Genomic DNA, 24,784 nt, shown 5'->3' with positions numbered 1-24,784 from the left:
CCGCCCCCGACTCCGAGGACCGACGCCGCCGTGTTCGATACTCTCTCCGATCGCCTCTCAGCGACCTTCAAGAACTTGCGCGGCAAGGGGCGCTTGAGCGAAGCGGATATCGACGCCACGGCGCGTGAGATCCGCATCGCCCTGCTCGAGGCGGATGTGGCCCTCCCCGTAGTCCGCACGTTCATCAAGAACGTCAAGGAGCGGGCGCTCGGCGCCGACGTCTCCAGGGCCCTGAACCCGGCCCAGCAGGTCCTGAAGATCGTCAACGAGGAGCTCGTCACGATCCTCGGCGGCGAGACGCGGCGGCTGCGCTTCGCCAAGCAGCCGCCTACCGTGATCATGCTGGCGGGTCTCCAGGGTGCCGGTAAGACCACCCTCGCGGGCAAGCTCGGCAAGTGGCTGAAGGACCAGGGCCACTCGCCGCTGCTGGTCGCGGCCGACCTCCAGCGTCCCAACGCGGTCAACCAGCTGAGCGTCGTCGCCGAGCGCGCCGGTGTCGCGGTCTACGCCCCGGAGCCGGGCAACGGCGTCGGTGACCCGGTCAAGGTCGCCAAGGACTCCATGGAGTTCGCCAAGGCCAAGGTCCACGACATCGTGATCGTGGACACCGCGGGCCGCCTCGGCATCGACCAGGAGCTGATGCGCCAGGCCGCGGACATCCGCGACGCGGTCAGCCCCGACGAGATCCTCTTCGTCGTCGACGCGATGATCGGCCAGGACGCCGTGAACACGGCGGAGGCCTTCCGCGACGGCGTCGGCTTCGACGGTGTCGTGCTGTCCAAGCTCGACGGCGACGCCCGCGGTGGTGCGGCCCTGTCGATCGCCTCCGTGACCGGCAAACCGATCATGTTCGCGTCGAACGGCGAGAAGCTCGACGACTTCGACGCCTTCCACCCTGACCGGATGGCCTCCCGCATCCTCGACATGGGTGACCTGCTCACCCTGATCGAGCAGGCGGAGAAGACGTTCAGCCAGGAAGAGGCCGAGAAGATGGCCTCCAAGCTGGCGTCCAAGAAGGGCCAGGACTTCACCCTGGACGACTTCCTGTCCCAGATGGAGCAGGTCAGGAAGATGGGCAGCATCAGCAAGCTGCTCGGCATGCTTCCGGGCATGGGCCAGATCAAGGACCAGATCAACAACCTGGACGAGCGGGACGTCGACCGCACGGCCGCGATCATCAAGTCGATGACCCCGGCCGAGCGCCAGGAGCCGACGATCATCAACGGCTCGCGTCGCGCCCGTATCGCCAAGGGTTCCGGCGTCGAGGTCAGCGCGGTCAAGGGCCTGGTCGAGCGCTTCTTCGAGGCGCGCAAGATGATGTCCCGCATGGCCCAGGGCGGCGGCATGCCCGGGATGCCCGGCATGCCGGGCATGGGCGGTGGCCCCGGCCGGACCAAGAAGCAGCCGAAGCAGGCCAAGGGCAAGCAGCGCTCGGGCAACCCGATGAAGCGCCGGCAGCAGGAGCTGGAGGAGGCCCAGCGCCGTGAGGCCGCGGCTCAGGGCGGTAACGCCTTCGGCCTGCCGGAGCAGGGCGGCAAGGACTTCGAGCTGCCGGACGAGTTCAAGAAGTTCATGGGCTGACCGTTCTTCCGCTACGGCGTCGGGGGTGCCCCTCCGGCGCCGTACGCGTACGGGCAGCCGCGGCTTCCGTGCCGATGCGCCCTTCACCCTTCGGGCCGAGGCCGCTGTACTCGTCCGGGACGAGCCGCTTTACTCGTGCGGCCAGGTCGTCCGCACTCGTCCGGCCTGAGCCGCGGTACTGCTTCGGCCCCAGCTCCGCACTCGTCCGGCCGGAGCCCCTGCAGCGGTCCGGCCGAGCCCTTCGTACTACTGCGTGCGGGCTATCAGGTACCGGAAGACGTTCGACATCCAGACCGTCCCGTCCGGACGCCGGAACGGATGCAGCGCCTCCGTCAACTCCTTGTCGACCTGCGCCTGGTCGGTGGCGGTGACGGCCGCGTCGAACAGCCCCGTCGACAGCAGTCCGCGCACCGCGCTGTCCATGTCGGCGTACCCGAAGGGGCACGCCACCCGCCCGGAGCCGTCCGGTTTGAGGCCGGCGCGCTGGGCGACCTCCTCCAGGTCGTCACGGCGGGCCGGGCGCCAACTGGCCGTGCTGCGCAGCGGATCCGCCAGCCTGGTGGCCACCCGCAGCACGGACGACGTGGCGCAGCGCTCCGGCGGACCCCAGCCGGCCAGCACCACGGGGGCCCCTCGCCGGGCCAGCGGCGTCGCCGCGGCGAGCAGTTCACCGAGCCCCTCCGAATCGCCCGCGAGGCACCCGATCGGCTCGAAAGCGGTCACCAGGTCGAACGCGGGCGTCTCCGCGCCGGCCGCGTCCTCGGGTGAGCCGTCGACGAGCCGGACGTCCGTACGCGCGCGTGCGTCCCAGGCCGGGGGCAGCAGCCGTTGCCGGGCGAGGGCCAGTCGTTCGGGGGAGGAGGGTTCGACACCGGTGACCGAGGCACCTCTGGAGGCGGCCATCAACAGGGCCAGCCCGGAACCGCAGCCGAGGCCGAGCAGCCGCGTGGCGGGGCCCACTTCCAGCCGCGCGTAGGCGGCCTCGTAGAGCGGAACCAGCATTCGTTCCTGGATCTCGGACCAGTCACGCGCGCGTGCACACAGGTCCACCCGGGGCGTCGGCCCCGAGTGAGGCAGGTGCTGCCGCACGAGCGTAGGTGTCATAGGAAAGCGCCCCAATCCGCCGAGAGTTGTCGCCGTGCTTGAATCCGTGACCCCGTGATGTGCACTTGCACTCCCCCCGTATGCCAGGAAACTCCCGGCTCGCGGTGCCGTCCAGGGGTTGCGGAGTCCGGTTTGCGGGTTGACGGGGCATGTGGCGAGAATTCACATCCCCGCAACGCGGGCCCGTACCATCTCGCCATGGCAAAGGCACCCGTACTCACGCCCAGGGCGGACGACTTCCCGCGCTGGTACCAGGATTTGATCGCCAAGGCCGAACTGGCCGACAACGGCCCGGTGCGCGGCTCCATGGTGATCCGACCGTACGGGTACGGGCTGTGGGAGCGGATGCAGGCCGAGATGGACGCCCGCATCAAGGGGACCGGCACCCAGAACGCGTACTTCCCGCTGCTGATCCCGCAGTCGTACCTCACCAAGGAGGCCGACCACGTCGAGGGCTTCGCGCCGGAGCTCGCGGTGGTCACGCACGGTGGCGGCAAGGAGCTGGAGGAGCCCGCGGTCGTCCGCCCCACCTCCGAGATGATCATCAACGACTACTTCTCGAAGTGGGTGCAGAGCTACCGCGACCTGCCCCTGCTGATCAACCAGTGGGCGAACGTGGTGCGCTGGGAGCTGCGGCCCCGCCTCTTCCTGCGGACGTCCGAGTTCCTGTGGCAGGAGGGCCACACGGCGCACGCGACGTACGAGGAGGCGCGCGACTTCGCCGCGCGCATCCACCGCGAGGTCTACGAGGACTTCATGGTGAACGTCCTCGCCATGGACGTCGTCCCCGGCCGCAAGACCGTCAAGGAGCGGTTCGCGGGCGCCGTCAACACCCTCACCCTCGAAGGCATGATGGGCGACGGCAAGGCCCTCCAGATGGCGACCAGTCACGAACTGGGCCAGAACTTCGCCAAGGCCTTCAACACCAGGTACCTGTCCAAGGACGGCCGGCAGGAACTGGTCTGGCAGACCTCCTGGGGCTCGACCACCCGCATGATCGGCGCCCTGGTGATGATGCACGGCGACGACAACGGCCTGCGGGTGCCGCCTCGGCTGGCGCAGATCCAGGTCGTCGTGCTGGCGATCAAGGGCGACGATGCGGTTCTGGCCAAGGTCCGTGAGCTCGGCGACCGGTTGCGGACGGCGGGGATCCGCGTCCAGGTCGACGACCGCACGGACGTCCCCTTCGGCCGGCGCGCCGTCGACTGGGAGCTCAAGGGCGTGCCCGTGCGGATCGAGATCGGGCCGCGTGACCTGGAGAACGGCACCGCGATGCTGGCCCGTCGCATCCCCGGCGGCAAGGAGCCGGTGGAGATCGGCGCCTTGATCGACGCGCTCCCCGCGCTCCTCGAAGAGGATCAGGCGCTCCTGCTGCGTCAGTCCCGCGAACGCCGGGAGTCGCGTACCTCCGAGGTGTCGACGATCGAGGAGGCCGTTGAGGTCGCGGCCGGCGGCGGCTGGGCGCGTATCCCGTGGGCGACCCTCGGCGAGGAAGGCGAGGCCAGGCTGGCCGACCACGCGGTGACCGTACGCTGTCTGGTCGCCGAGGACGGGTCGGTGCCGGACGACGGCGACGCACCCGGTAACGTCGCGATCGTCGCGCGCGCTTACTGAGGTAGCACCTTCGCCACGAGAGCGGCCGAAAGGCCCCTTGCGCATCCGCGGACCACAGAGGTTCCGGCGCGTGGACATCGTCTACGCGCCGGGGCGTACGTCAGCCTACGCACCAGCTTGGTACGAGCTGTGAGGCTTATCCGCAGATCAGCGCACCCGCCCTCGTCAGGACGCATCAGCGGCAACTGACTGGTACGTGCAAATTATTTGGGATGGCCCGGAATCGGAACACAGGGGCACCCCGGCTCGTTGTCATTACGTGAGCACGACACAGACACCACCTGTTCTCGCCGCAGAGCTGGCAGAGGCGTGGGCCGACATTCAGCGGTACCACCCCGAGCTGCCCGACCTTGCCGCGCCAGAGTCCCTGATCGGGGAGTCGTCGTCCGCGTGCGGGCACGAGCTCTCCTTCGAGCGACTGCTCCACGAAGCAGTCCACGGCATCGCCGCCGCGCGCGGTGTCCGCGACACCTCCCGAGCCGGCCGCTACCACAACCGCAGATTCCTCGCGATCGCCGAGGAGCTGGGCCTCGACCACCCCGAGGAGCCGCATCCGAGCAGCGGCTTCTCGCTGGTCACGCTCAGCCCCGAGGCCAAGCGCCGGTACCGCCCGACCATGGAGCGCCTCCAGCGCGCCCTGAAGGCGCACACGGCAGCCACGTCCGCCGACACCACCCGGGCCTTCCGCGGCCCGGCCGCCCGCCACGGCTCGTCCGGCGGCGGGGTGCGCGTGAAGGCGGTCTGCGACTGCGGCCGCAACGTGCGGGTCGTCCCGTCCGTGCTGGCGCAGGCGCCGATCGTGTGCGGCGGCTGCGGGAAGCCGTTCCGGATTCCGGAGATCGTGGGCGCGGCGGGCTGAGGGGCGCGGCTGCTCGTGGCAGCCGCGCCCCTGACGGCGCGGGGCGGGGTGCACCCGACGTACGGCGACGCCGGCGCCGGGTGCCCGTCAGGTGTGCCCGGGCGCACCTGACGGGCGGAAGCGCCCCTCAGGGTGTGGCACAATGGCTAGCTGTACTCGACAGCCGCATAGGACCCCTCTCTCCTCCGGCTGACGCGTCCGTCGGGCACTCGGGTACCGCAACCCCACGCGGCCATCTCGCCGTGCCCAACCACGTCAAGACCAGGAGACACCACTTCCGTGGCAGTCAAGATCAAGCTGAAGCGTCTGGGCAAGATCCGTGCGCCTCACTACCGCATCGTCGTCGCCGACTCCCGTACCCGCCGTGACGGCCGGGCCATCGAGGAGATCGGCAAGTACCACCCGACCTACCACCCGTCGGTCATCGAGGTGGACGCCGACCGCGTGGCGTACTGGCTGGGTGTCGGCGCGCAGCCGACCGAGCCCGTGCTCGCCATCCTGAAGAAGACCGGCGACTGGCAGAAGTTCAAGGGCGAGCCCGCCCCGGCTCCGCTGCTCGTGGCCGCTCCGAAGGCCGCGCGCCCGTCGTTCGACGCCCTCGGTGGCGACGACGCGGGCAAGGGTGAGGCCATCACCCAGAAGAAGAAGGCTGAGAAGAAGGACGAGGCTGCCGCTGAGTCGTCTTCGTCTGAGTCGACTGAGGCCTGAGCATGCTCGAGGAGGCTCTCGAGCACCTCGTGAAGGGCATCGTCGACAACCCTGACGATGTGCAGGTCGCCTCGCGCGACCTGCGTCGCGGGCGGGTGCTCGAGGTCCGGGTCCACCCGGACGACCTCGGCAAGGTGATCGGCCGCAACGGCCGCACCGCACGCGCTCTGCGCACCGTCGTGGGCGCCATCGGCGGCCGCGGTGTCCGCGTCGACCTCGTCGACGTGGACCAAGTCCGCTGACGCATTCGCAGCACCGGCTCGGGCCGGGGAGGGCCACTGGGCCGTCCCCGGCCCGATGTCGTATCGGCCGCCATCGGGGTCGCAAGAGTCGTATGACAGGAGATCGAGCACAGTGCAGCTGGTAGTCGCACGGATCGGCCGCGCCCACGGCATCAAGGGCGAGGTCACCGTCGAGGTACGTACCGACGAGCCGGAACTGCGGCTCGCGCCCGGCGCCGTCCTGGCCACCGATCCGGCCACGGCCGGCCCGCTGACCATCGAGACGGGCCGTGTCCACAGTGGCCGCCTCCTGCTGCGCTTCGAGGGCGTACGCGACCGGAACGCCGCCGAGGCACTCCGCAACATCCTGCTGATCGCCGACGTCGACCCCGAAGAGTCCCCCGAGGACGAGGACGAGTACTACGACCACCAGCTGATGGACCTGGACGTGGTGACGGTGGACGGCACCGAGGTCGGCAGGATCACCGAGATCTCGCACCTGCCCTCGCAGGACCTGTTCATCGTGGAGCGCCCCGACGGCAGCGAGGTCCTCATCCCCTTCGTCGAGGAGATCGTCACCGAGATCGACCTCGAGGAGCAGCGCGCGGTCATCGACCCGCCGCCCGGCCTGATCGACGACCGCGCCGAGATCGTGTCCTCCAGGGACGACGACGCATGAGGCTCGACGTCGTCACGATCTTCCCCGAGTACCTCGATCCGCTGAACGTCTCGCTCGTCGGCAAGGCACGCGCGCGTGGCCGGCTGAACGTGCACGTGCACGATCTGCGCGCCTGGACGTACGACCGCCACAACACGGTCGACGACACGCCCTACGGCGGCGGCCCCGGCATGGTCATGAAGACCGAGCCCTGGGGTGCCGCCCTCGACGCCGCCCTCGCCGACGGCTATGAGACGGGTGCCCACGCGCCCGCGCTCATCGTGCCCACGCCCAGCGGCCGTCCCTTCACCCAGGAACTCGCCGTAGAGCTCTCCGAGCGACCCTGGCTGATCTTCGCACCGGCCCGCTACGAGGGCATCGACCGCCGGGTCGTCGACGAGTACGCCACCAGGATCCCGGTCTACGAGGTGTCCATCGGCGACTACGTCCTGGCCGGCGGCGAGGCGGCCGTCCTGGTCATCACGGAAGCCGTGGCGCGGCTGCTGCCCGGGGTGCTCGGCAACGCCGAGTCCCACCGGGACGACTCCTTCGCGCCCGGCGCCATGGCCAACCTCCTGGAAGGGCCCGTCCACACCAAGCCGCCCGAGTGGCGTGGCCGCGGGATCCCGGAGGTGCTGCTCAGCGGGCACCACGGGAAGATCGCCCGCTGGCGACGCGACGAGGCGCTCAGGCGCACCACGGCCAACCGGCCCGACCTGATCGAGCGTTGCGACCCCGCGGCCTTCGACAAGAAGGACCGCGAGATGCTCTCCATCCTCGGCTGGGCGCCGGATCCGGCGGGGGAGCCGTACGGCCGATTTTGGCGCAGGCCCGAAGGCATGGAAGAATAGGTCGCTGTTGTGCGCTGTCCGGCGTGCGCCCCTGCCACAGGGGGACACGACGCCCGTCCCGACGCGTACGACTCTCATCCAGACCATCCGACTTCCGTTGATGACCTGTGGCATCACCGAAGAAAGCAGACGAAATGTCTCACCTGCTCGACATCGTCGACGCCGCGTCGCTGCGCAGCGACCTCCCGGCCTTCCGCCCGGGTGACACCGTCAACGTCCACGTCCGTGTCATCGAGGGCAACCGCTCTCGTGTGCAGCAGTTCAAGGGCGTGGTGATCCGCCGCCAGGGCGCCGGTGTCCGCGAGACCTTCACGGTCCGCAAGGTCTCGTTCTCCGTCGGCGTCGAGCGCACCTTCCCGGTGCACACCCCGATCGTCGAGAAGATCGAGCTCGTCACCCGCGGTGACGTGCGTCGCGCCAAGCTCTACTACCTGCGCGACCTGCGCGGCAAGGCCGCGAAGATCAAGGAGAAGCGCGACAAGTGATCGCGCGTCGCTGCTCGTGAGCCGTAGGCGAGCGAGGCAGTAGGAAGGCGTCGCAGCGGGGCCGGATAACATCTGGCACCGATGGACACCGAAGCACGACCGACGGAGCGCGACCGCTCCTCCCGCCCTTCCGGATCCGAGGAGATCCCGGACACACAGGGGCCGGAGGGACGGTCGCGTTTCGCGTTGGTGTCGTGGATCAGCGAGTGGCTGCCGGGTGGACGGATCTCGCTGAGCCTGTTGATCTGCCTGCTGTTCCTGCTGCTTCTCAACACTTTCGTGGTGCAACCGTTCCAGATTCCGAGCGGATCCATGGAAAACGGATTGAGGATCGGGGACCGCGTTCTCGTAGATAAGTTGGCGTACCGTTTCGGTGCCCGGCCGCAGCGCGGTGACGTCGTCGTGTTCGACGGCACCGGGTACTTCGGGCACGCCGACTACATCAAACGCGTTGTGGGTGTGGGGGGAGACCATGTGGTCTGCTGCGACAAGGACGGGAGGATCCAGGTGAACGGCGGGTCTGTCGACGAGTCGACGTTCCTGTACCCCGGTGACAGCCCGTCCACGGTGCCTTTCGACGTGCGGGTGCCCGAGGGCACCGTGTTCGTCATGGGTGATCACCGCGGCATCTCCAGCGACTCCCGCGACCACCTGGGCTCGCCCGGCGGCGGCATGATCCCCGTGGACGACGTGATCGGCCGGGCCGCCTGGATCGTCTGGCCGGCCGGACACCTCACCCGCCTCCAGCGCCCCGGCGCCTACGCGCGCGTGCCGGCGGTGGAGGGTGCGCATGGGTAACCGCGGCAGACCGCGCGGTGTCCCGGGCGGCGCCGCCGACAACCTCCTGCCCACCGGCGTCCGGCGTGCCGCCAGCCCGGCCGGCGGTCGCAGCCGGGCCGAGCGGCGCAAGCTCCAGCGCAAGGTCAAGCGGCGTCGCAGGCGTGGCGCGGTCAAGGAGATACCCCTCCTCGTCGGCGTCGCGGTCCTGATAGCGCTGGTCCTGAAGACGTTCCTCGTCCAGGCGTTCGTGATCCCGTCGGGGTCCATGGAGCAGACGATCCGCATCGGCGACCGTGTACTGGTCGACAAGTTCACCCCGTGGTTCGGCTCCAAGCCGCAGCGCGGGGACGTCGTGGTCTTCCAGGACCCCGGCGGCTGGCTCCAGGACGAGCAGACCACCACGAAGAAGAAGGACCCCGTGGTCGTCAAGCAGGTCAAGGAAGCACTGACCTTCATCGGCCTGCTCCCGTCCGACAACGAGAAGGACCTCATCAAGCGGGTCGTCGGCGTCGGCGGGGACCACGTCAAGTGCTGTGACACCCAGGGACGGGTGACCGTCAACGGCGTGCCCCTCAGCGAGAGCGACTACCTGTATCCCGGCAACGCCCCGTCGAACACGGAGTTCGACATCACCGTCCCTCAGGGGCGGCTGTGGGTGATGGGCGACCACCGGGCCAACTCCGCGGACTCCCGCTCGCACCAGAACACCGACTACGGCGGCACGGTCCCCGAGGACGAGGTGGTGGGCCGCGCCATGGTCATCGCCTGGCCACTGGGTCACTGGAACAGTCTCAAGGAACCGCAAACATTCTCTTCCGTGGCCGACTCGGCGGCCGGGACGACCGCGGCTCCCCAACTGTCGCATAGGGTTGCTCCCGACGATCCGAACGGAACGATCCAACTCCCGACCCCTGCGGAACTCCCGCTCGTTATGGGAGTGGTGGGCCTGCAACGCGTACGCAGCAGGCGGCGGCACAGAGTAAGGAGTTGGCGTGGGGGATGTGGCGGTTGGCGCACGGTCGGGACACGACGGCGAGGAGCACCGCGGGCGCCCCGTGGAAGCCGATGTCCCGGCCGCGGACAGCGCCGTGACCTCCGGGAGTGACTCCGGGGCGACGGGGAACGGCACGACGTCGGACCCGCAGGGCCGGACCGAGGGCCAGGGATCGGGGGGCTCCGCGCCCCAGCCGCGCAAGCAGCGCTCCTTCTGGAAGGAGCTGCCGATCCTGATCGTCATCGCGCTGGTGCTCGCGCTGCTGATCAAGACGTTCCTGGTGCAGGCGTTCTCGATCCCGTCCGACTCGATGCAGAACACCCTCCAGCAGGGTGACCGCGTCCTGGTCGACAAGCTCACGCCCTGGTTCGGCTCAGAGCCCGAGCGCGGCGAGGTCGTCGTCTTCCACGACCCCGACGACTGGCTGGCGGGCGAGCCCACGCCCAACCCGAACATCATCCAGACCTTCCTCAGCTGGATCGGCCTGATGCCGTCCGCGGAGGAGAAGGACCTCATCAAGCGGGTCGTCGGCGTCGGCGGCGACACGGTCGAGTGCAACGGCACGGGCCCGCTGAAGGTCAACGGCAAGGCGCTCGACGAAGGGTCGTACGTGTACCCCGGCAACACGCCGTGCACGGTCGACGACCAGGGCGGCCAGTTCAAGGTGAAGGTCCCCGAGGGCTACATCTGGGTCATGGGCGACCACCGGCAGAACTCACGCGACTCGCGGTACAACCAGAGCGACAAGAACCACGGCATGGTCCCGGTGGACAAGGTCGTCGGCCGCGCCATCGTCAAGGCCTGGCCGATCAACCGCTGGGGCACGCTGCCGGTCCCGGACACCTTCGACCAGCCTGGCCTCGGCGACCAGTCGTCGGCTGCCGGCGCCCTGCCGGTGGCGCCGCAGGGCATCGCCCTCGTCGGCGTGGTGCCGTTCGCGGTGTGGCGGCGCAGGCAGGCCGTGAAGGCCGCGTCCGAGACCCGCTGAGGACGGTCCGACGACGGTCGGGACCGGACGAGTACGGCTGAGGGCCGACCGAGGGCGGCTGACTACCGGCCCAGGACGGCTGAGAATCGCCCGACGACGGTCGGGGACCAACCGGACGACGGCCGGGGACGGTTGAGAGCGGGCGGAACCCTTCGTGTTCCGTCCGCTTCGTGAAGCCGCCGTGGAGCTTGCGACCTCGGACGTCCTGACGAGGGAGAAGGGCTGCCCCCGTTCGGTACCGCCGGGTAGGGTGCGGGTCCATGGGTGGCGAGAGCACTACGCGTACGGCCCCGCGCAGCGGTGGCACCAGCAAAGGCCCGGTGGGCAGCCGGACCGGACAACGTCTGTCCGGCCTGGCCGTCGCGCTGGGCCTCGTGCTGTTCCTGGCGGGATTCGCGTGGGCGGCGGTGATCTACCGGCCGTACACCGTGCCGACGAGTTCGATGACCCCGACCATCGACGCCGGCGACCGGGTGCTCGCGCAGAGCGTCGACGGTGGCGAGGTGCGCCGGGGTGACGTCGTCGTCTTCCGCGACAGCACCTGGGTCGAGAACGCGCCCGTGGTCAAGCGGGTGGTCGCGGTCGGCGGGGACACCGTCGCCTGCTGCACCAAGGGCAAGCTCACGGTCAACGGCAAGCAGATCGAGGAACCGTACCTGCCCGAGGGCAGCCTCGCCGAGATCAAGGACTTCCCGACCGTGACGGTCCCCAAGGGGCGCCTCTTCCTGCTCGGTGACGAGCGCCTGGGCTCTTTGGACTCCACCGCCCATCTCACGGACGCCGCCCGGGGCACCGTCTCCAGCGGCGCCGTGACCGCCCGGGTCGACGCCGTCATCTGGCCCATGAAGGGCATGCTGCAGCGCCCCACGGGCTTCGAGGCGCTCGGTGCTCTCTCCGAGCCGGGGCCGCTGCACACGATCGGCATCATGATCGTCGCCGGTGGCGCGCTGGTACTCGTCGGTGGCGCCTACGGCCCCGTGGCCAACACGCTGGGCGGCCGCCGGCGCGCCCGGACGGGGTCCGCCGGTGTCCGCTGAGGCCGCGGACACGAACGGCGACGCGCCGGCGCACGGGGACGCGGACTCCTGCCAGGGAGGACTGCGCAAGGTCGCCCGGGTCGTACTGCTCGACCCCGAGGACCGCGTCCTGCTGCTGCACGGTCATGAACCGGACGACCCGGCCGACGACTGGTGGTTCACACCTGGCGGCGGCCTGGAGGGCGACGAGACCCGTGAGCAGGCCGCTCTGCGGGAACTCGCCGAGGAGACGGGCATCACCGAGGTCGAACTCGGCCCGGTGCTGTGGCGGCGCAGGTGCTCCTTCCCGTTCGCGGGCCGCCGCTGGGACCAGGACGAGTGGTATTTCCTGGCCCGTACGACCCAGACGGCGACGCGCGCCACTGGGCTCACCGAACTGGAGCGGCGCAGTGTCGCCGGAGCGCGCTGGTGGACGTGTCGGGAACTGAGCCAGGCACATGAGACGGTGTATCCGACCAGACTCGCCGAGCTGCTGCGCAGGGTGCTCGACGAGGGTCCCCCGGCCAGGCCCGAGATCCTTGACACGGAAATCGTCTAGGTGCTGCGGGTACTGGCGCACAATGGTGGGATCGCACGGCTGAAGGGGAACATGCCATGAGCGCCGAGGACCTCGAGAAGTACGAGACCGAGATGGAGCTGAAGCTCTACCGGGAGTACCGCGATGTCGTCGGTCTGTTCAAATACGTGATCGAGACTGAGCGACGTTTCTACCTGACCAACGACTACGAGATGCAGGTGCACTCGGTCCAGGGCGAGGTGTTCTTCGAGGTGTCCATGGCGGACGCCTGGGTCTGGGACATGTACCGGCCGGCTCGCTTCGTCAAGCAGGTCCGCGTCCTGACGTTCAAGGACGTGAACATCGAGGAGCTCAACAAGAGCGACCTCGAACTGCCGGGAGGCTGACGGCCCCCGGCTGTCACTCTCCCTCGCTGTCTGCCGCTGTCTGCCGCTGTCTGCCGCCGTCGCCCCGAGATCCCTCGTCGGGGTGACGGCGATATCCACAACCGCCGAGTAATCAACCAAGATCCACTTCGCTGGGTCGGATGCGTGACGGTTGGCGCCGGAGGTGGTGCCGACATGAAGACGCAGCAGGCACGCAGCGCACTCGGCAAATACGGCGAGGGACTGGCCGCCCGGCGGCTGGCCGAGGCCGGAATGACGGTCCTGGAGCGCAACTGGCGTTGCGGCAGGACCGGGGAGATCGACATCGTCGCCCGCGAGGGTGAGGTCCTGGTCGTCTGCGAGGTGAAGACCCGCAGGGCGGGTCCCTTCCAGCACCCCCTGGCGGCGATCACGCCGGCCAAGGCGGAACGCCTGCGCGGCCTGGCGCAACGGTGGACGCAGGAGCGCGGGGGAGCACCGCCCGGCGGGGTCCGCATCGACCTGGTCGCCGTGCTGCTGCCGCGCCGCGGCGCGCCCTCCGTCGAGCTTGTGCGGGGGGTGGCCTGAGATGGGCTTCGCGCGTACGTGCTCGGTGGCGCTGGTGGGCGTCGAAGGCGTGGTGGTGGAGGTGCAGGCCGACCTCGAACCGGGCGTCGCGGCCTTCGCACTGGTCGGGCTGCCGGACAAGAGCCTGACGGAGAGCCGTGACCGGGTGCGGGCGGCGGTGGTGAACTCCGGCGGCGCATGGCCGCAGAAGAAGCTCACGGTCGGGCTGAGCCCGGCGTCCGTGCCGAAGGGCGGCTCCGGGTTCGATCTCGCCGTCGCCTGCGCGGTGCTCGGCGCCGCCGAGCGCATCGATCCCCGTGTGCTCGCCGACATCGTGATGATCGGCGAGCTGGGCCTCGACGGACGGGTGCGGCCGGTACGGGGCATCCTGCCGGCCGTGCTGGCCGCGGCCGACGCGGGATACGAGCAGGTCGTCGTGCCGGAGTGCGCCGCCGCCGAGGCCTCGCTCGTGCCCGGAGTGTCGGTGCTCGGCGTCCGCAGTCTGCGTCAGCTCATCGCCGTACTGGCCGACGAACCGGTCTTCGACGAGGAACCCGACGAGCCGGGGCGCCCCGACCCGCTCCTGGCCGGACTGCGGCTGCCCGGGACGGGCGCGGCCACGGGCATGAACAGCCTCGGCGCCGCCGAGCACGACCAGGGACACGACCTCGCGGACGTCGTGGGCCAGATCTCCGCCCGCACCGCGGTGGAGGTGGCCGCCGCGGGCGGGCACCACCTGTTCCTGGAGGGCCCGCCCGGCGCCGGCAAGACCATGCTGGCCGAGCGGCTGCCGGCCGTCCTGCCCCGGTTGCTGCGGGAGGAGTCGCTGGAGGTCACGGCGGTCCACTCGGTGGCCGGGCTGCTGCCACCGGGCAAGCCCCTGATCGACGTCGCGCCCTACTGCGCCCCGCACCACTCGGCCACCATGCAGGCGCTCGTCGGCGGCGGCCCCGGCATCGCACGTCCCGGCGCGGTCTCGCTCGCCCATCGAGGCGTGCTTTTTCTCGATGAATGTCCCGAATTCAGCGGCCGGGCCCTGGACGCCCTGCGCCAGCCCCTGGAGGCGGGGCACGTCGTCATCGCCCGCAGCGCGGGTGTGGTGCGGTTCCCGGCGCGATTCCTGATGGTGCTCGCGGCCAATCCGTGTCCCTGCGGGCGCTTCTCCCAGCGGGACACGTCGTGCGAGTGTCCGCCGTCGGCCATCCGGCGCTACCAGGCCAGGCTCTCCGGCCCGCTGCTCGACCGGGTCGATCTCCGGGTCGAGGTCGAGCCGGTCGGCCGGGCCGAACTGGCACGGCGGGGCGCGGCGGGCGAGTCCACGGCGACGGTCGCCGAGCGGGTGCGGGCGGCCCGCGAGCGGGCGGCGGCGCGGCTCGCGGGCACCCCCTGGCGGACCAACAGCGAGGTGCCGGGACGGGACCTGCGCGACCGCTGGCACGCCCTGGGCGGCGCGATGGACGAGGCCGAACGGAACCTGGAGCGCGGTGTGCTCACGGCCCGCGGACTCGATCGCGTCCTGCGCGTCGCCTGGACCGTCGCGGACCTGGTCGGTCACGACCGGCCCGACGCGACGGATGTCGCGCTCGCCCTTCAGCTGCGCACCGGTGTGCCACGCGGCGTGCCGATGGCCATCGGGGCCCTGACGTGAGCGGCGGCGAGGCGCAGGACGACGACCTGCTCGCTCGTGTCCTGCTCACCCGGGTCATCGAGCCAGGCGACGAGGCCGGCGGGCGGTGGGTGCGGCGGTTCGGCGTGCGGGAGGTGGCACGGCGGCTGCGGGACGGCGGGGCCGTGCTGCCCGGGGCGAGCGAGCGGCGGTGGGCCGGACTGCGGGAGCGGGCCGCGCGGGCCGAGCCCGCACGGGACCTGGCCGTCGCCCGGGCGGCCGGTGTGCGGTTCGTGGGGCCCGGTGCGGCCGAGTGGCCGGGACAGCTCGACGACCTCGACGACGCCCGCCCCCTGGGGCTGTGGGTGCGGGGACGGCCCAGCCTGCGGGTGTGGGCGCTGCGCTCGGTCGCCGTGGTGGGGGCACGGGCCTGCACCGAGTACGGCGCCCACATGGCGGCCGTGCTCGCCGCCGGACTCGCCGAGCGCGGCTGGGTGGTGGTCTCCGGCGGCGCCTACGGCATCGACGGTGCCGCCCACCGGGGCGCCCTCGGGGCCGGCGGGGCCACCGTCGCCGTCCTGGCCTGCGGTGTCGACCGGCCCTACCCGCGCGGACACACCCAGTTGATCACCAGGATCGCGGAGCAGGGGCTGGTGATCGGGGAACTGCCGCCGGGTGACCATCCGACGCCTGGCCGGTTCATCCTGCGGAACCGGGTGATCGCGGCGCTGACCAGGGGGACCGTGGTCGTCGAGGCGGCGTATCGAAGCGGTTCGCTGGCCACGGCACGGGCGGCGCAGCGGTTGGGCCGGCACACCATGGCGGTGCCGGGACCGGCCACCAGCGGGCTCTCCGCGGGCACGCACGAGCTCCTGCGTGGTGACGCCGTCCTGGTCACGGACGCCGCGGAGGTCGTCGAACTGGTCGGTGACATGGGAGAGCTGGCGCCGGACCGGCGAGGGCCGGTGCTCCCGCGCGACCTGCTGGAACCGGGCGCCCGGCGGGTGCTGGCCGCGCTGCCGGCCCGCCGGGCCGCGGCCGCGGACGAGGTCGCGCGCGGCGCACAGACGACCGAGGACGACGCGATCGCGAGACTGTACGAACTACGAGCACTTGGTTACGTCGAACGACACGGCGACGGCTGGAAGTTGACACGCGAGTCGATGATCTCCGTCCGGGGTGGTCGTGGCCCGTGCTGACCGAGCGTGTTCGGCCGTCCGGGGGATCCCCGAAGCCCTTGGGAATCCACGCAGTTGACGCTTTCCGGTGGTCACGCAGGGCGACCGGCGCGCTTCGGCGGAGCATTCAGTGGAACGTTTCTGCGTGCGGCGTCGCACTCGCCCTTCGCGCACCGCGACGCTCCAGTCACGCTACGCTCACAAGGATCCAGACACAGCCCACCTACTCGGCACCGATCCCGACAGCTCACCCAGTCACTCCTGGCTCACGTACGTCCCGTACTTCACGGCAGAACGGCACAAGGCGACGAATGCCCCAGCACACCTCCGGGTCCGACCGGGCGGCGATCCCCCCAGCCGCCCGCGACGGTGGCAGCGTGCGGCCGCCCGCTCCCTCGACCCTCGACGAGCTGTGGCGGTCCTACAAGGCGACGGGGGACGAACGGCTGCGGGAGCAGCTGATCCTGCACTACTCGCCGCTGGTCAAGTACGTGGCGGGGCGGGTGAGCGTCGGGCTGCCGCCCAACGTCGAGCAGGCGGACTTCGTGTCGTCGGGGGTGTTCGGGCTGATCGACGCGATCGAGAAGTTCGACGTCGACCGGGAGATCAAGTTCGAGACGTACGCGATCACGCGGATCCGGGGCGCGATGATCGACGAGCTGCGGGCGCTGGACTGGATCCCGCGCTCGGTGCGGCAGAAGGCGCGGAACGTGGAGCGGGCCTACGCGACGCTGGAGGCCCGGCTGCGCCGGACGCCGACGGAGGTCGAGGTGGCCGCCGAGCTGGGGATCGCGGTGGACGATCTCCACGCGGTGTTCAGTCAGTTGTCGCTGGCGAACGTGGTGGCGCTGGAGGAGCTGCTGCACGTCGGCGGCGAGGGCGGCGACCGGCTGAGTCTCATGGACACGCTGGAGGACACCGCAGCCGACAATCCCGTGGAGGTGGCCGAGGACCGGGAGCTGCGGCGGTTCCTGGCGCGGGCCATCAACACGCTGCCCGACCGCGAGAAGACCGTCGTCACGCTGTACTACTACGAGGGCCTCACACTCGCCGAGATCGGGAACGTGCTCGGCGTGACCGAGAGCCGGGTCAGTCAGATCCACACCAAGTCGGTGCTCCAGCTGCGCGCGAAACTGGCGAGCTTCGGCCGTTGACCTGGCCGAACGTGGGCGCGTCGGCGGGAGACACTCCCGTCGGGCGTGGCACGTCCGTAGAGTGGTTGACGTGCCAAGGATTCGAGCGGCCTCTGTGGCCGAGCACCGGTCGATGCAGCGAGCCGCCCTGCTGGACGCGGCACGGTCCCTGTTGTCCGAGGGCGGGACGGAGGCGCTGACCTTCCCGGCCCTCGCCGAACGGACGGGACTCGCGCGTTCTTCCGTGTACGAGTACTTCCGGTCGCGGGCGGCCGTGGTCGAGGAGCTGTGCCAGGTCGACTTCCCGGTCTGGGCGGCGGAGGTGGCGGCTGCGATGGCGGCGGCCGACGGCCCGGACGCCAAGGTCGAGGCGTATGTGCGGCAGCAGCTCGCGCTGGTCGGCGACCGGCGGCACCGCGCCGTGGTGGCGATCTCCGCGAGCGAGCTCGACGCGGGGGCCCGGGAGAAGATCCGGGCCGCGCACGGCGGGCTCGTGGCGATGATCGTCGAGGCGTTGCGGGAGCTGGGGCACGCGGAGCCACGGCTGGCGGCGATGCTGCTTCAGGGGGTCGTCGACGCTGCCGTGCGGCGGATCGAGCTCGGTGCGGCCGAGGATCCGTCGGCGATCACCGATGCGGCGGTGGGGATGGCGCTGCGAGGAGTTCACGGCTGAGACCGGCGGTGCGGTGCGTTCCGGTGCACTGTGCCGGGGCCGGCGCGGCGTGCTGTGGGGCGTGTCGTGGGTCGCGCGGTCCGGCGTTCGCGGGTGCCGCCCGCGCCTACCGGTGCCGCCCAGGACGGCACGAATGCCCGCAGGTCGGCGTGGACGGGTCGGCGTGGGCGGGCTTTCGTGGGCGGGTCGGCGTGGGCGGGCTTTCGTGGGCGGGTCTGCGTGAGCAGGGCGGCGCGGGCAGGGCAACGCAAGCGGGACGGGTGCGCGGGGGACAGCGCAGGCGGGGCAGCGCGCGCCGGACGGCGCAGGTCATCGGGGTACCGGGACGCCCAGTACCGGGAGCAGTCTTGACGGGGCGGGGTGGAGCAGTCGGGGTGGGAGCAGGGTCAGCGGGTTGAGGTAGGTCGTTGCTCGCACCAGGCCCCAGTGCACACACGGGGCCGGGCAGTGACCGCCCGTCGGCTCCACCGTGCCGACCGGGTCCCCCGGTTCCAGCGCGTCGCCCTGGTGGACGGACGGACGTACCGGCTCGTACGTCGTCCGTAGGGGTGGATCGCCCGTCCCCGTCAGTTCCACCGAGACGACCCCCCGGCCGGCCACCCGGCCCGCGAAGGACACGCGGCCGGACGCCACAGCCCGTACCGGTGTTCCCGGCGAGGCCGCCAGGTCGACACCGCGGTGACCGGGGCCGTAGACCGTCGCCGGGGGCTCCCAGCCGCGCAGGACCATGGGGCGCGAGCCCACCGGCCAGGCGCGGGCGACGGTCGGCACGGGGTCCGCCGGCGGGAGCGGGTCGCCGGCGTGGGCCGTCGGGGACAGAGCGGTCAGGGGCAGGGCGGTCAGGGTCAGGGTCAGGGCGGTCACGGTCAGGGCCGTCAGGAGGGGCGGCAGCAGCGCCCATCGCCTCGTACGCATCGGGGACATGCGAGAACCGTCCCGCAGGCCGACCGGACATGACCGGCATCTGTGGACTACTCGCCGGTTGTGGACAGCGGCGTCACCCACGGCCCCGCCGGTCCCGTACACTTCTTCTGGCGATCCGGGTCACCGGGTCGACTTCGCACGCCCCGATATGGCGACCGGCGACGGTCCCCTGTCAGCGCCCCTCGGTCCTTTGTGGCACGGCGCACCGCGGGCGTCAGGCGCGGATGCCGTCCGGTATCCGCGGCAACCGAGAAACTCAAGGAGAACGGCCATGGCCGTCGTCACGATGCGGGAGCTGCTGGAAAGCGGCGTCCACTTCGGTCACCAGACCCGTCGTTGGAACCCGAAGATGAAGCGCTTCATCTTCACGGAGCGCAACGGCATCTACATCATCGACCTGCTCCAGTCGCTGTCGTACATCGACCGCGCCTACGAGTTCGTCAAGGAGACCGTCGCCCACGGCGGCACGGTCATGTTCGTCGGCACGAAGAAGCAGGCGCAGGAGGCCATCGCCGAGCAGGCCACCCGCGTCGGCATGCCCTTCGTCAACCAGCGCTGGCTGGGCGGCATGCTCACCAACTTCTCCACCGTCTACAAGCGTCTGCAGCGCCTCAAGGAGCTCGAGCAGATCGACTTCGAGGACGTCGCCGCGTCCGGTCTGACCAAGAAGGAGCTTCTCGTGCTCTCGCGCGAGAAGGCCAAGCTGGAGAAGACCCTCGGTGGTATCCGCGAGATGTCCAAGGTTCCCAGCGCCGTCTGGATCGTGGACACCAAGAAGGAGCACATCGCGGTCGGCGAGGCCCGGAAGCTCAACATCCCGGTCGTCGCCATCCTCGACACGAACTGTGACCCCGACGAGGTCGACTACAAGATCCCGGGCAACGACGACGCGATCCGCTCCGTCACCCTGCTCACCCGTGTGATCGCGGACGCGGTCGCCGAGGGTCTGATCTCCCGCTCCGGTGTCGCCACCGAGGGCAAGGGTGACAAGGCCGCCGGCGAGCCGCTCGCCGCCTGGGAGCGCGACCTGCTCGAGGGCGAGAAGAAGACCGACGAGGCCGAGGTCCAGACCTCCGCCGAGACGGAGAAGGTCGCCGACGCCGAGCAGGCCGAGGTTGCGGCCGTCGAGGTCGAGGCCGCCGAGGCGCCCGCTGCAGAGGCGCCGGCCGCCGAGGCCCCCGCCGCGGACGCCGAGCAGGCCTGACCCCCTCACCCCTTCGGGTTTACTGGACGGCGGGGGCACAAAGCCCCCGCCGTTCGGCCCGTAGATCTTCAGACTTCGAGAGAGATTCCAGGAATCATGGCGAACTACACCGCCGCCGACGTCAAGAAGCTCCGTGAGCTCACCGGCGCCGGCATGATGGACTGCAAGAAGGCGCTGGACGAGGCCGAGGGCAACGTCGACAAGGCCGTCGAGGCGCTCCGTATCAAGGGCCAGAAGGGCGTCGCCAAGCGCGAGGGCCGCTCCGCCGAGAACGGCGCCGTGGTCTCGATCATCGCCGACGACAACTCCTCCGGCGTCCTCGTCGAGCTGAAGTGCGAGACGGACTTCGTCGCCAAGGGCGAGAAGTTCCAGGCCGTGGCCGCCGCCATCGCCGAGCACGTCGCCAAGACCTCCCCGGCCGACATCGACGCGCTGCTCGCGTCCGAGATCGAGGCCGGCAAGACCGTCCAGGCGTTCGTGGACGAGGCCAACGCCAACCTGGGCGAGAAGATCGTCCTGGACCGCTTCGCGCAGTTCGCCGACGGCTACGTGGCGGCGTACATGCACCGCACGATGCCCGACCTGCCCCCGCAGATCGGTGTCCTCGTCGAGCTGGACAAGCCGAACGCCGAGGTCGCCCGCGGTGTCGCCCAGCACATCGCCGCCTTCGCGCCGAAGTACCTCTCCCAGGAGGACGTCCCGGCCGAGGTCGTCGAGTCCGAGCGTCGCATCGCCGAGGAGACCACCCGCGCCGAGGGCAAGCCCGAGGCCGCGATCGCCAAGATCGTCGATGGTCGGCTCAACGGCTTCTTCAAGGACGCCACGCTGCTCGGCCAGCCGTACGCGCTCGACAACAAGAAGTCGGTCCAGAAGGTTCTGGACGAGGCGGGTGTCGCCCTGAAGCGCTTCACGCGCATCAAGGTCGGCATCTGAGTCCGTACCGCGATCGGCGCGCGACTCCTGGCGGAACTTCGCTAGGGTCGACAGCAGTCGTCCGCGTACGGCGTCGTCACGCACGCGCGTGACGGACGACAGCAGATCTGACGAGGAGGCCATTGCCGCGCACGGGTTGCGAACGACACCCCACCGGCAGTGGCCTTCTTCGTATGTGCACCACGTGAAAGAGGCGGGATCTCCATGACCACCAAGGCCCAGACGAGCGACGAAGGCAAAGTAGGCGGCCGGTTTCTGCTGAAGCTGTCCGGAGAGGCTTTCGCCGGTGGCGGGGGCCTGGGTGTGGACCCCGACGTGGTGCACAAGATCGCCCGTGAGATCGCCGCCGTCGTCCGCGACGGGGCGCAGATCGCGGTCGTCATCGGCGGCGGCAACTTCTTCCGCGGCGCCGAACTCCAGCAGCGTGGCATGGACCGCGCGCGCTCCGACTACATGGGCATGCTCGGCACGGTGATGAACTGTCTCGCCCTCCAGGACTTCCTGGAGAAGGAGGGCATCGACAGCCGGGTCCAGACCGCCATCACCATGGGCCAGGTCGCCGAGCCGTACATCCCGCTGCGTGCCGTGCGGCACCTGGAGAAGGGCCGTGTGGTCATCTTCGGTGCCGGTATGGGCATGCCGTACTTCTCCACCGACACCACGGCCGCGCAGCGCGCCCTCGAGATCGACGCCGAGGCGCTGCTGATGGGCAAGAACGGCGTGGACGGGGTCTACGACTCCGATCCGAAGACCAACCCGGACGCGGTCAAGTTCGACGCCCTCGGCTACGGCGAGGTCATCACCCGCGAGCTGAAGGTCGCCGACGCCACCGCCGTCACGCTGTGCCGCGACAACAAGCTGCCGATCCTGGTCTTCGAGCTTCTGGCGGAGGGCAATATCGCGCGCGCCGTCAAGGGTGAGAAGATCGGCACGCTTGTGGGTGACCAGGACAGCCGGAACTGACCGGAGCACCACCTCGTCCCCGGGGACGAAACCTGTCCGCGGGACGGACGGGACGGACCCTGGTCGGGGGATGGACAATGTCCTGCCGGTCGGGAACCGTGCAGGAAGAAGACGCGACGCAGCCGGCTACCGGCCCCGCGAGGGAACCGTGGCCGGGCCTACTCAAGACACGCAGGAGCAAGTGGTGATCGAAGAGACCCTCCTCGAGGCCGAGGAGAAGATGGAGAAGGCCGTCGTGGTCGCCAAGGAGGACTTCGCCGCGATCCGCACCGGCCGTGCGCACCCGGCGATGTTCAACAAGATCGTGGCCGACTACTACGGCGCGCTGACGCCGATCAACCAGCTGGCCTCGTTCTCCGTGCCGGAGCCGCGCATGGCCGTGGTGACGCCGTTCGACAAGAGCGCGCTGCGCAACATCGAGCAGGCGATCCGCGACTCCGACCTGGGCGTCAACCCGAGCAACGACGGAAACATCATCCGGGTGACCTTCCCCGAGCTGACGGAAGAGCGCCGCAAGGAGTACATCAAGGTCGCGCGGACCAAGGGCGAGGACGCCAAGGTCTCGATCCGCTCCGTGCGCCGCAAGGCGAAGGACGCGCTCGACAAGCTCGTCAAGGACAAGGAGTCCGGCGAGGACGAGGTCCGCCGTGCGGAGAAGGAGCTCGACGACACCACCGCGAAGTACGTCGCCCAGGTGGACGAGCTCCTGAAGCACAAGGAAGCGGAGCTGCTCGAGGTCTGATGAACGACTCTTCCTGGGGAGCGCCGCCACAAGCCGGGTACTGGGGGCCGTCCGACCAGGGGCCTGTCCAGGGGGCTGCCCCGGCGGGTCCCGCGTACGATGCGCCTGAGGCGCAGCACACTCGCCCCATGCCCATCGTGCCCGGCCCACCCGCCCATGGCGGAGACCAGGATGACGACCGGGGGGCCGCTCGGCCGGGCGGCCCCTTGTTCGGGGACGAGCCGTTCCGCGACGAGTCTTACCGGAACGAGCCGTTCCGCGACGAGTCGTACCGAGACCAGTCGTACCGAGATCAGCCGTACCGCGACGAGACCCCGTCGGCGCAGCCCCATGCGGCGGTGCCGCAGAATCCGGAGCCCATGCCCGACGCCCCTCAGCCGGCGCCCGCACCGCAGAAGAAGAGCGCGGGCCGTGACCTGGGCGCGGCCATAGGCGTCGGCGCCGGACTCGGCGCGGTGATCATCGCGTCCCTGTTCGTCGTCAAGGCCGTGTTCGTCGGCGTGGTGGCGGTCGCCGTGGTCGTCGGCCTGTGGGAGCTGACCAGTCGGCTCCACGAGCGCAAGGGCATCAAGGCGCCCCTGGTGCCGCTGGCACTCGGTGGCGCGGCGATGGTCGTCGCCGGCTATGTCAGCGGAGCGGAGGGCGCGTGGGTCGCCATGGCGCTCACCGCGCTGGCCGTGCTCGTCTGGCGGATGACGGAGCCGCCGGAGGGCTACCTCAAGGACGTCACGGCGGGTGTCTTCGCCGCCTTCTACGTGCCGTTCCTGGCCACGTTCGTCGCGATGATGCTGACGGCGCACGACGGTGCCTGGCGCGTGATGACGTTCCTGCTGCTGACCGTGGTCAGCGACACGGGCGCGTACGCCGTCGGCTGGCGCTTCGGCAAGCACAAGCTGGCCCCGCGCATCAGTCCCGGCAAGACCCGTGAGGGGCTGCTGGGCGCGGTGTCGTTCGCCATGGTCGCGGGCGCGCTGTGCATGCAGTTCCTGATCGACGACGGTGAGTGGTGGCAGGGCCTGCTGCTGGGTCTCGCGGTGGCCGCCAGCGCGACGCTCGGCGACCTCGGCGAGTCCATGATCAAGCGGGACCTGGGCATCAAGGACATGGGCACGCTGCTTCCCGGGCACGGGGGCATCATGGACCGGCTGGACTCGCTGCTGCCGACGGCTCCCGTGGTGTGGCTGCTGCTGGTCATCTTCGTGGGGTCCGGCTGACGGCCGCTCCAGCCGCCCGCGCTGCTTCCACACCCCTTCGGAACCACCCCTTCCGCACATATGATCACCCTGCCGTGATCTGTGTTGCGGGAGGGGTGGAGCGCTATGTGGGGGCGTAGGCGGGCCAGGCGCGAGCAGGAGGCGCAGGAGGCGGTCGAAGGGCTCGCGGCGAGCTTCCGCTCGACCGTGGAGGGGGCGGACCGGTCCCATGAGGCGCTCCTGGAACTGCGGGAGGCGCTGGCGCAGGAGCTGGCGGAGATCGCCGTACTGCTCGGACGCCGGGACGGAGTGCCCGCCGACGCGATACGCGGACAGACGGACGCGGCGGCGCGTGTCCTGGCGGACGTGGACGGGATGTCGGAGCGGTACACCGAGACCCGTGCCCACCTCGTCGGCAAGGATCTGGACGACCTCGGCGAGATCATGCCCTCGCTGGAGGAGCTCGTCGAACAGGCCCAGGAGATGGCGGCGGCCGGGGAGCCGTTCGTCGAGGCCATCGAGTCGGTGATGGAGCTGCGCCGGACGACCGAGCGGCTGCGCGACGACCTGGTCCCGCTCCGCGAACGGATCCACGCCGCCCACCGGGCCGCGCGGGACGAGCTGGCCGCGGCGCAGGGCGCACCCGGCTGGTTCGGCCGACAGGCGACGCTCGCCACCCTCGGCGACCGCCTGACCGCACTCGACGAGGGCCGCGTCACTCCCACGCCCGAGCACAACGTCACCGATCACTACCGCGAGCTGGAGCGCGAGATCGCCGAACTGCGCGACGTGCTGGCGACGGACGGCTGAGCCGCCTGGGCACCTTGGATCGCGGCGGGGCTCGTCATGGCTGGGCCGTGCCCGGGACTGCCTGCGGCTCGACGCTGACAGACACCACCCCCGGGTGACCACCCCCACCCCGCTCCC

Annotated in this window: 27 protein-coding genes; 25 read left to right on the top strand and 2 right to left on the bottom strand. The window is 70.5% G+C overall.

The genetic code is table 11. The features are described from left to right. The first annotated feature begins 30 nt into the window (after window positions 1–30). Entirely contained in the window at window positions 31–1,581 is a 1,551-nt protein-coding gene (gene ffh, locus ACFV0T_RS19600) for a signal recognition particle protein (protein ID WP_385780361.1), read from the top strand. Between the two features lie 246 nt (window positions 1,582–1,827). Here the strand turns inward: ffh and ACFV0T_RS19595 are convergent, their stop codons facing one another. Then, complete coding sequence (locus ACFV0T_RS19595) at window positions 1,828–2,685, bottom strand: methyltransferase domain-containing protein (RefSeq protein WP_385780359.1); 858 nt, start codon at window positions 2,683–2,685, stop codon at window positions 1,828–1,830. Between the two features lie 198 nt (window positions 2,686–2,883). Between ACFV0T_RS19595 and proS the strand changes: the two genes are divergently transcribed. The 18 genes from proS (at window position 2,884) to ACFV0T_RS19505 (ending at window position 17,898) form a co-directional block, all read left to right on the top strand. Beyond that, window positions 2,884–4,299: a proline--tRNA ligase gene (proS, locus tag ACFV0T_RS19590; RefSeq protein WP_385780356.1), complete on the top strand. Its 1,416-nt coding sequence runs from the start codon at window positions 2,884–2,886 to the stop codon at window positions 4,297–4,299. 259 nt (window positions 4,300–4,558) lie between these two features. Continuing rightward, window positions 4,559–5,158, top strand: a complete 600-nt coding sequence (locus tag ACFV0T_RS19585) for a hypothetical protein (RefSeq protein ID WP_385780353.1) — start codon at window positions 4,559–4,561, stop codon at window positions 5,156–5,158. Between the two features lie 279 nt (window positions 5,159–5,437). Further along, the gene (rpsP, locus tag ACFV0T_RS19580) at window positions 5,438–5,866 is read left to right on the top strand and encodes a 30S ribosomal protein S16 (protein ID WP_385780350.1); all 429 of its coding nucleotides are present in this window, start codon (window positions 5,438–5,440) and stop codon (window positions 5,864–5,866) included. 2 nt (window positions 5,867–5,868) lie between these two features. Continuing rightward, a complete protein-coding gene (locus ACFV0T_RS19575) occupies window positions 5,869–6,108 on the top strand; it encodes an RNA-binding protein (RefSeq protein WP_033321114.1) in 240 nt (79 codons plus the stop codon). Between the two features lie 112 nt (window positions 6,109–6,220). Further along, window positions 6,221–6,766: a ribosome maturation factor RimM gene (rimM, locus tag ACFV0T_RS19570; protein ID WP_385780348.1), complete on the top strand. Its 546-nt coding sequence runs from the start codon at window positions 6,221–6,223 to the stop codon at window positions 6,764–6,766. Next, window positions 6,763–7,596: a tRNA (guanosine(37)-N1)-methyltransferase TrmD gene (trmD, locus tag ACFV0T_RS19565; RefSeq protein WP_385780345.1), complete on the top strand. Its 834-nt coding sequence runs from the start codon at window positions 6,763–6,765 to the stop codon at window positions 7,594–7,596. Before rimM ends, trmD begins: the two co-directional genes overlap by 4 nt. A 134-nt stretch (window positions 7,597–7,730) precedes the next feature. Next, on the top strand, window positions 7,731–8,081 hold the full coding sequence (gene rplS, locus ACFV0T_RS19560; RefSeq protein WP_385780342.1) for a 50S ribosomal protein L19: 351 nt from the start codon (window positions 7,731–7,733) through the stop codon (window positions 8,079–8,081). 81 nt (window positions 8,082–8,162) lie between these two features. Next, a complete protein-coding gene (lepB, locus tag ACFV0T_RS19555; RefSeq protein WP_385780339.1) occupies window positions 8,163–8,879 on the top strand; it encodes a signal peptidase I in 717 nt (238 codons plus the stop codon). Continuing rightward, window positions 8,872–9,966, top strand: a complete 1,095-nt coding sequence (lepB, locus tag ACFV0T_RS19550; protein ID WP_385780336.1) for a signal peptidase I — start codon at window positions 8,872–8,874, stop codon at window positions 9,964–9,966. Before lepB (ACFV0T_RS19555) ends, lepB (ACFV0T_RS19550) begins: the two co-directional genes overlap by 8 nt. Then, window positions 9,854–10,843, top strand: coding sequence for a signal peptidase I (lepB, locus tag ACFV0T_RS19545; protein WP_385780335.1), 990 nt, complete (start codon window positions 9,854–9,856; stop codon window positions 10,841–10,843). The genes lepB (ACFV0T_RS19550) and lepB (ACFV0T_RS19545) overlap by 113 nt, the downstream gene beginning before the upstream one ends. 260 nt (window positions 10,844–11,103) lie before the next feature. Then, on the top strand, window positions 11,104–11,880 hold the full coding sequence (gene lepB, locus ACFV0T_RS19540; protein ID WP_385780332.1) for a signal peptidase I: 777 nt from the start codon (window positions 11,104–11,106) through the stop codon (window positions 11,878–11,880). A 61-nt stretch (window positions 11,881–11,941) separates the two neighbouring features. Continuing rightward, window positions 11,942–12,418 carry an NUDIX hydrolase gene (locus ACFV0T_RS19535; protein ID WP_385780499.1) on the top strand — a complete coding sequence of 159 codons (477 nt, stop codon included), beginning with the start codon at window positions 11,942–11,944 and terminating at the stop codon, window positions 12,416–12,418. A 56-nt stretch (window positions 12,419–12,474) separates the two neighbouring features. Then, the gene (locus ACFV0T_RS19530; protein WP_003965949.1) at window positions 12,475–12,783 is read left to right on the top strand and encodes a DUF2469 domain-containing protein; all 309 of its coding nucleotides are present in this window, start codon (window positions 12,475–12,477) and stop codon (window positions 12,781–12,783) included. Between the two features lie 144 nt (window positions 12,784–12,927). Continuing rightward, window positions 12,928–13,329, top strand: a complete 402-nt coding sequence (locus ACFV0T_RS19525) for a YraN family protein (RefSeq protein ID WP_385780329.1) — start codon at window positions 12,928–12,930, stop codon at window positions 13,327–13,329. 1 nt (window position 13,330) lies between these two features. Next, the gene (locus ACFV0T_RS19520) at window positions 13,331–14,956 is read left to right on the top strand and encodes a YifB family Mg chelatase-like AAA ATPase (RefSeq protein ID WP_385780326.1); all 1,626 of its coding nucleotides are present in this window, start codon (window positions 13,331–13,333) and stop codon (window positions 14,954–14,956) included. Beyond that, window positions 14,953–16,113: a DNA-processing protein DprA gene (dprA, locus tag ACFV0T_RS19515; protein WP_385780323.1), complete on the top strand. Its 1,161-nt coding sequence runs from the start codon at window positions 14,953–14,955 to the stop codon at window positions 16,111–16,113. Before ACFV0T_RS19520 ends, dprA begins: the two co-directional genes overlap by 4 nt. Before the next feature lie 290 nt (window positions 16,114–16,403). Then, window positions 16,404–17,246: an RNA polymerase sigma factor WhiG gene (gene whiG, locus ACFV0T_RS19510; protein WP_385780319.1), complete on the top strand. Its 843-nt coding sequence runs from the start codon at window positions 16,404–16,406 to the stop codon at window positions 17,244–17,246. A gap of 94 nt (window positions 17,247–17,340) precedes the next feature. Next, window positions 17,341–17,898, top strand: coding sequence for a TetR/AcrR family transcriptional regulator (locus tag ACFV0T_RS19505; RefSeq protein ID WP_385780497.1), 558 nt, complete (start codon window positions 17,341–17,343; stop codon window positions 17,896–17,898). 309 nt (window positions 17,899–18,207) lie between these two features. Here ACFV0T_RS19505 and ACFV0T_RS19500 read toward each other — a convergent pair whose 3' ends face one another. Continuing rightward, window positions 18,208–18,813, bottom strand: coding sequence for a peptidoglycan DD-metalloendopeptidase family protein (locus ACFV0T_RS19500; protein ID WP_385780316.1), 606 nt, complete (start codon window positions 18,811–18,813; stop codon window positions 18,208–18,210). A gap of 280 nt (window positions 18,814–19,093) precedes the next feature. Between ACFV0T_RS19500 and rpsB the strand changes: the two genes are divergently transcribed. The 6 genes from rpsB (at window position 19,094) to ACFV0T_RS19470 (ending at window position 24,667) form a co-directional block, all read left to right on the top strand. Beyond that, on the top strand, window positions 19,094–20,026 hold the full coding sequence (gene rpsB / locus ACFV0T_RS19495; protein WP_385780314.1) for a 30S ribosomal protein S2: 933 nt from the start codon (window positions 19,094–19,096) through the stop codon (window positions 20,024–20,026). Window positions 20,027–20,122: 96 nt separating this feature from the next. Further along, the gene (gene tsf / locus ACFV0T_RS19490) at window positions 20,123–20,959 is read left to right on the top strand and encodes a translation elongation factor Ts (protein WP_385780311.1); all 837 of its coding nucleotides are present in this window, start codon (window positions 20,123–20,125) and stop codon (window positions 20,957–20,959) included. Window positions 20,960–21,163: 204 nt separating this feature from the next. Then, window positions 21,164–21,922, top strand: a complete 759-nt coding sequence (pyrH, locus tag ACFV0T_RS19485) for a UMP kinase (protein ID WP_385780309.1) — start codon at window positions 21,164–21,166, stop codon at window positions 21,920–21,922. 184 nt (window positions 21,923–22,106) lie between these two features. After that, on the top strand, window positions 22,107–22,664 hold the full coding sequence (frr, locus tag ACFV0T_RS19480) for a ribosome recycling factor (protein ID WP_366699543.1): 558 nt from the start codon (window positions 22,107–22,109) through the stop codon (window positions 22,662–22,664). Continuing rightward, window positions 22,664–23,878, top strand: coding sequence for a phosphatidate cytidylyltransferase (locus ACFV0T_RS19475; protein WP_385780307.1), 1,215 nt, complete (start codon window positions 22,664–22,666; stop codon window positions 23,876–23,878). Before frr ends, ACFV0T_RS19475 begins: the two co-directional genes overlap by 1 nt. Window positions 23,879–23,983: 105 nt before the next feature. After that, entirely contained in the window at window positions 23,984–24,667 is a 684-nt protein-coding gene (locus ACFV0T_RS19470) for a hypothetical protein (protein ID WP_385780304.1), read from the top strand. The last annotated feature ends 117 nt before the right edge of the window (window positions 24,668–24,784 follow it).

Origin of the sequence: Streptomyces sp. NPDC059582 (genome assembly GCF_042735715.1) — a bacterium.
GTDB lineage: Bacteria > Actinomycetota > Actinomycetes > Streptomycetales > Streptomycetaceae > Streptomyces.
The sequence above is the reverse complement of the archived record's forward strand: the minus strand, read 5'-3'. Positions and strand labels throughout refer to the sequence as shown.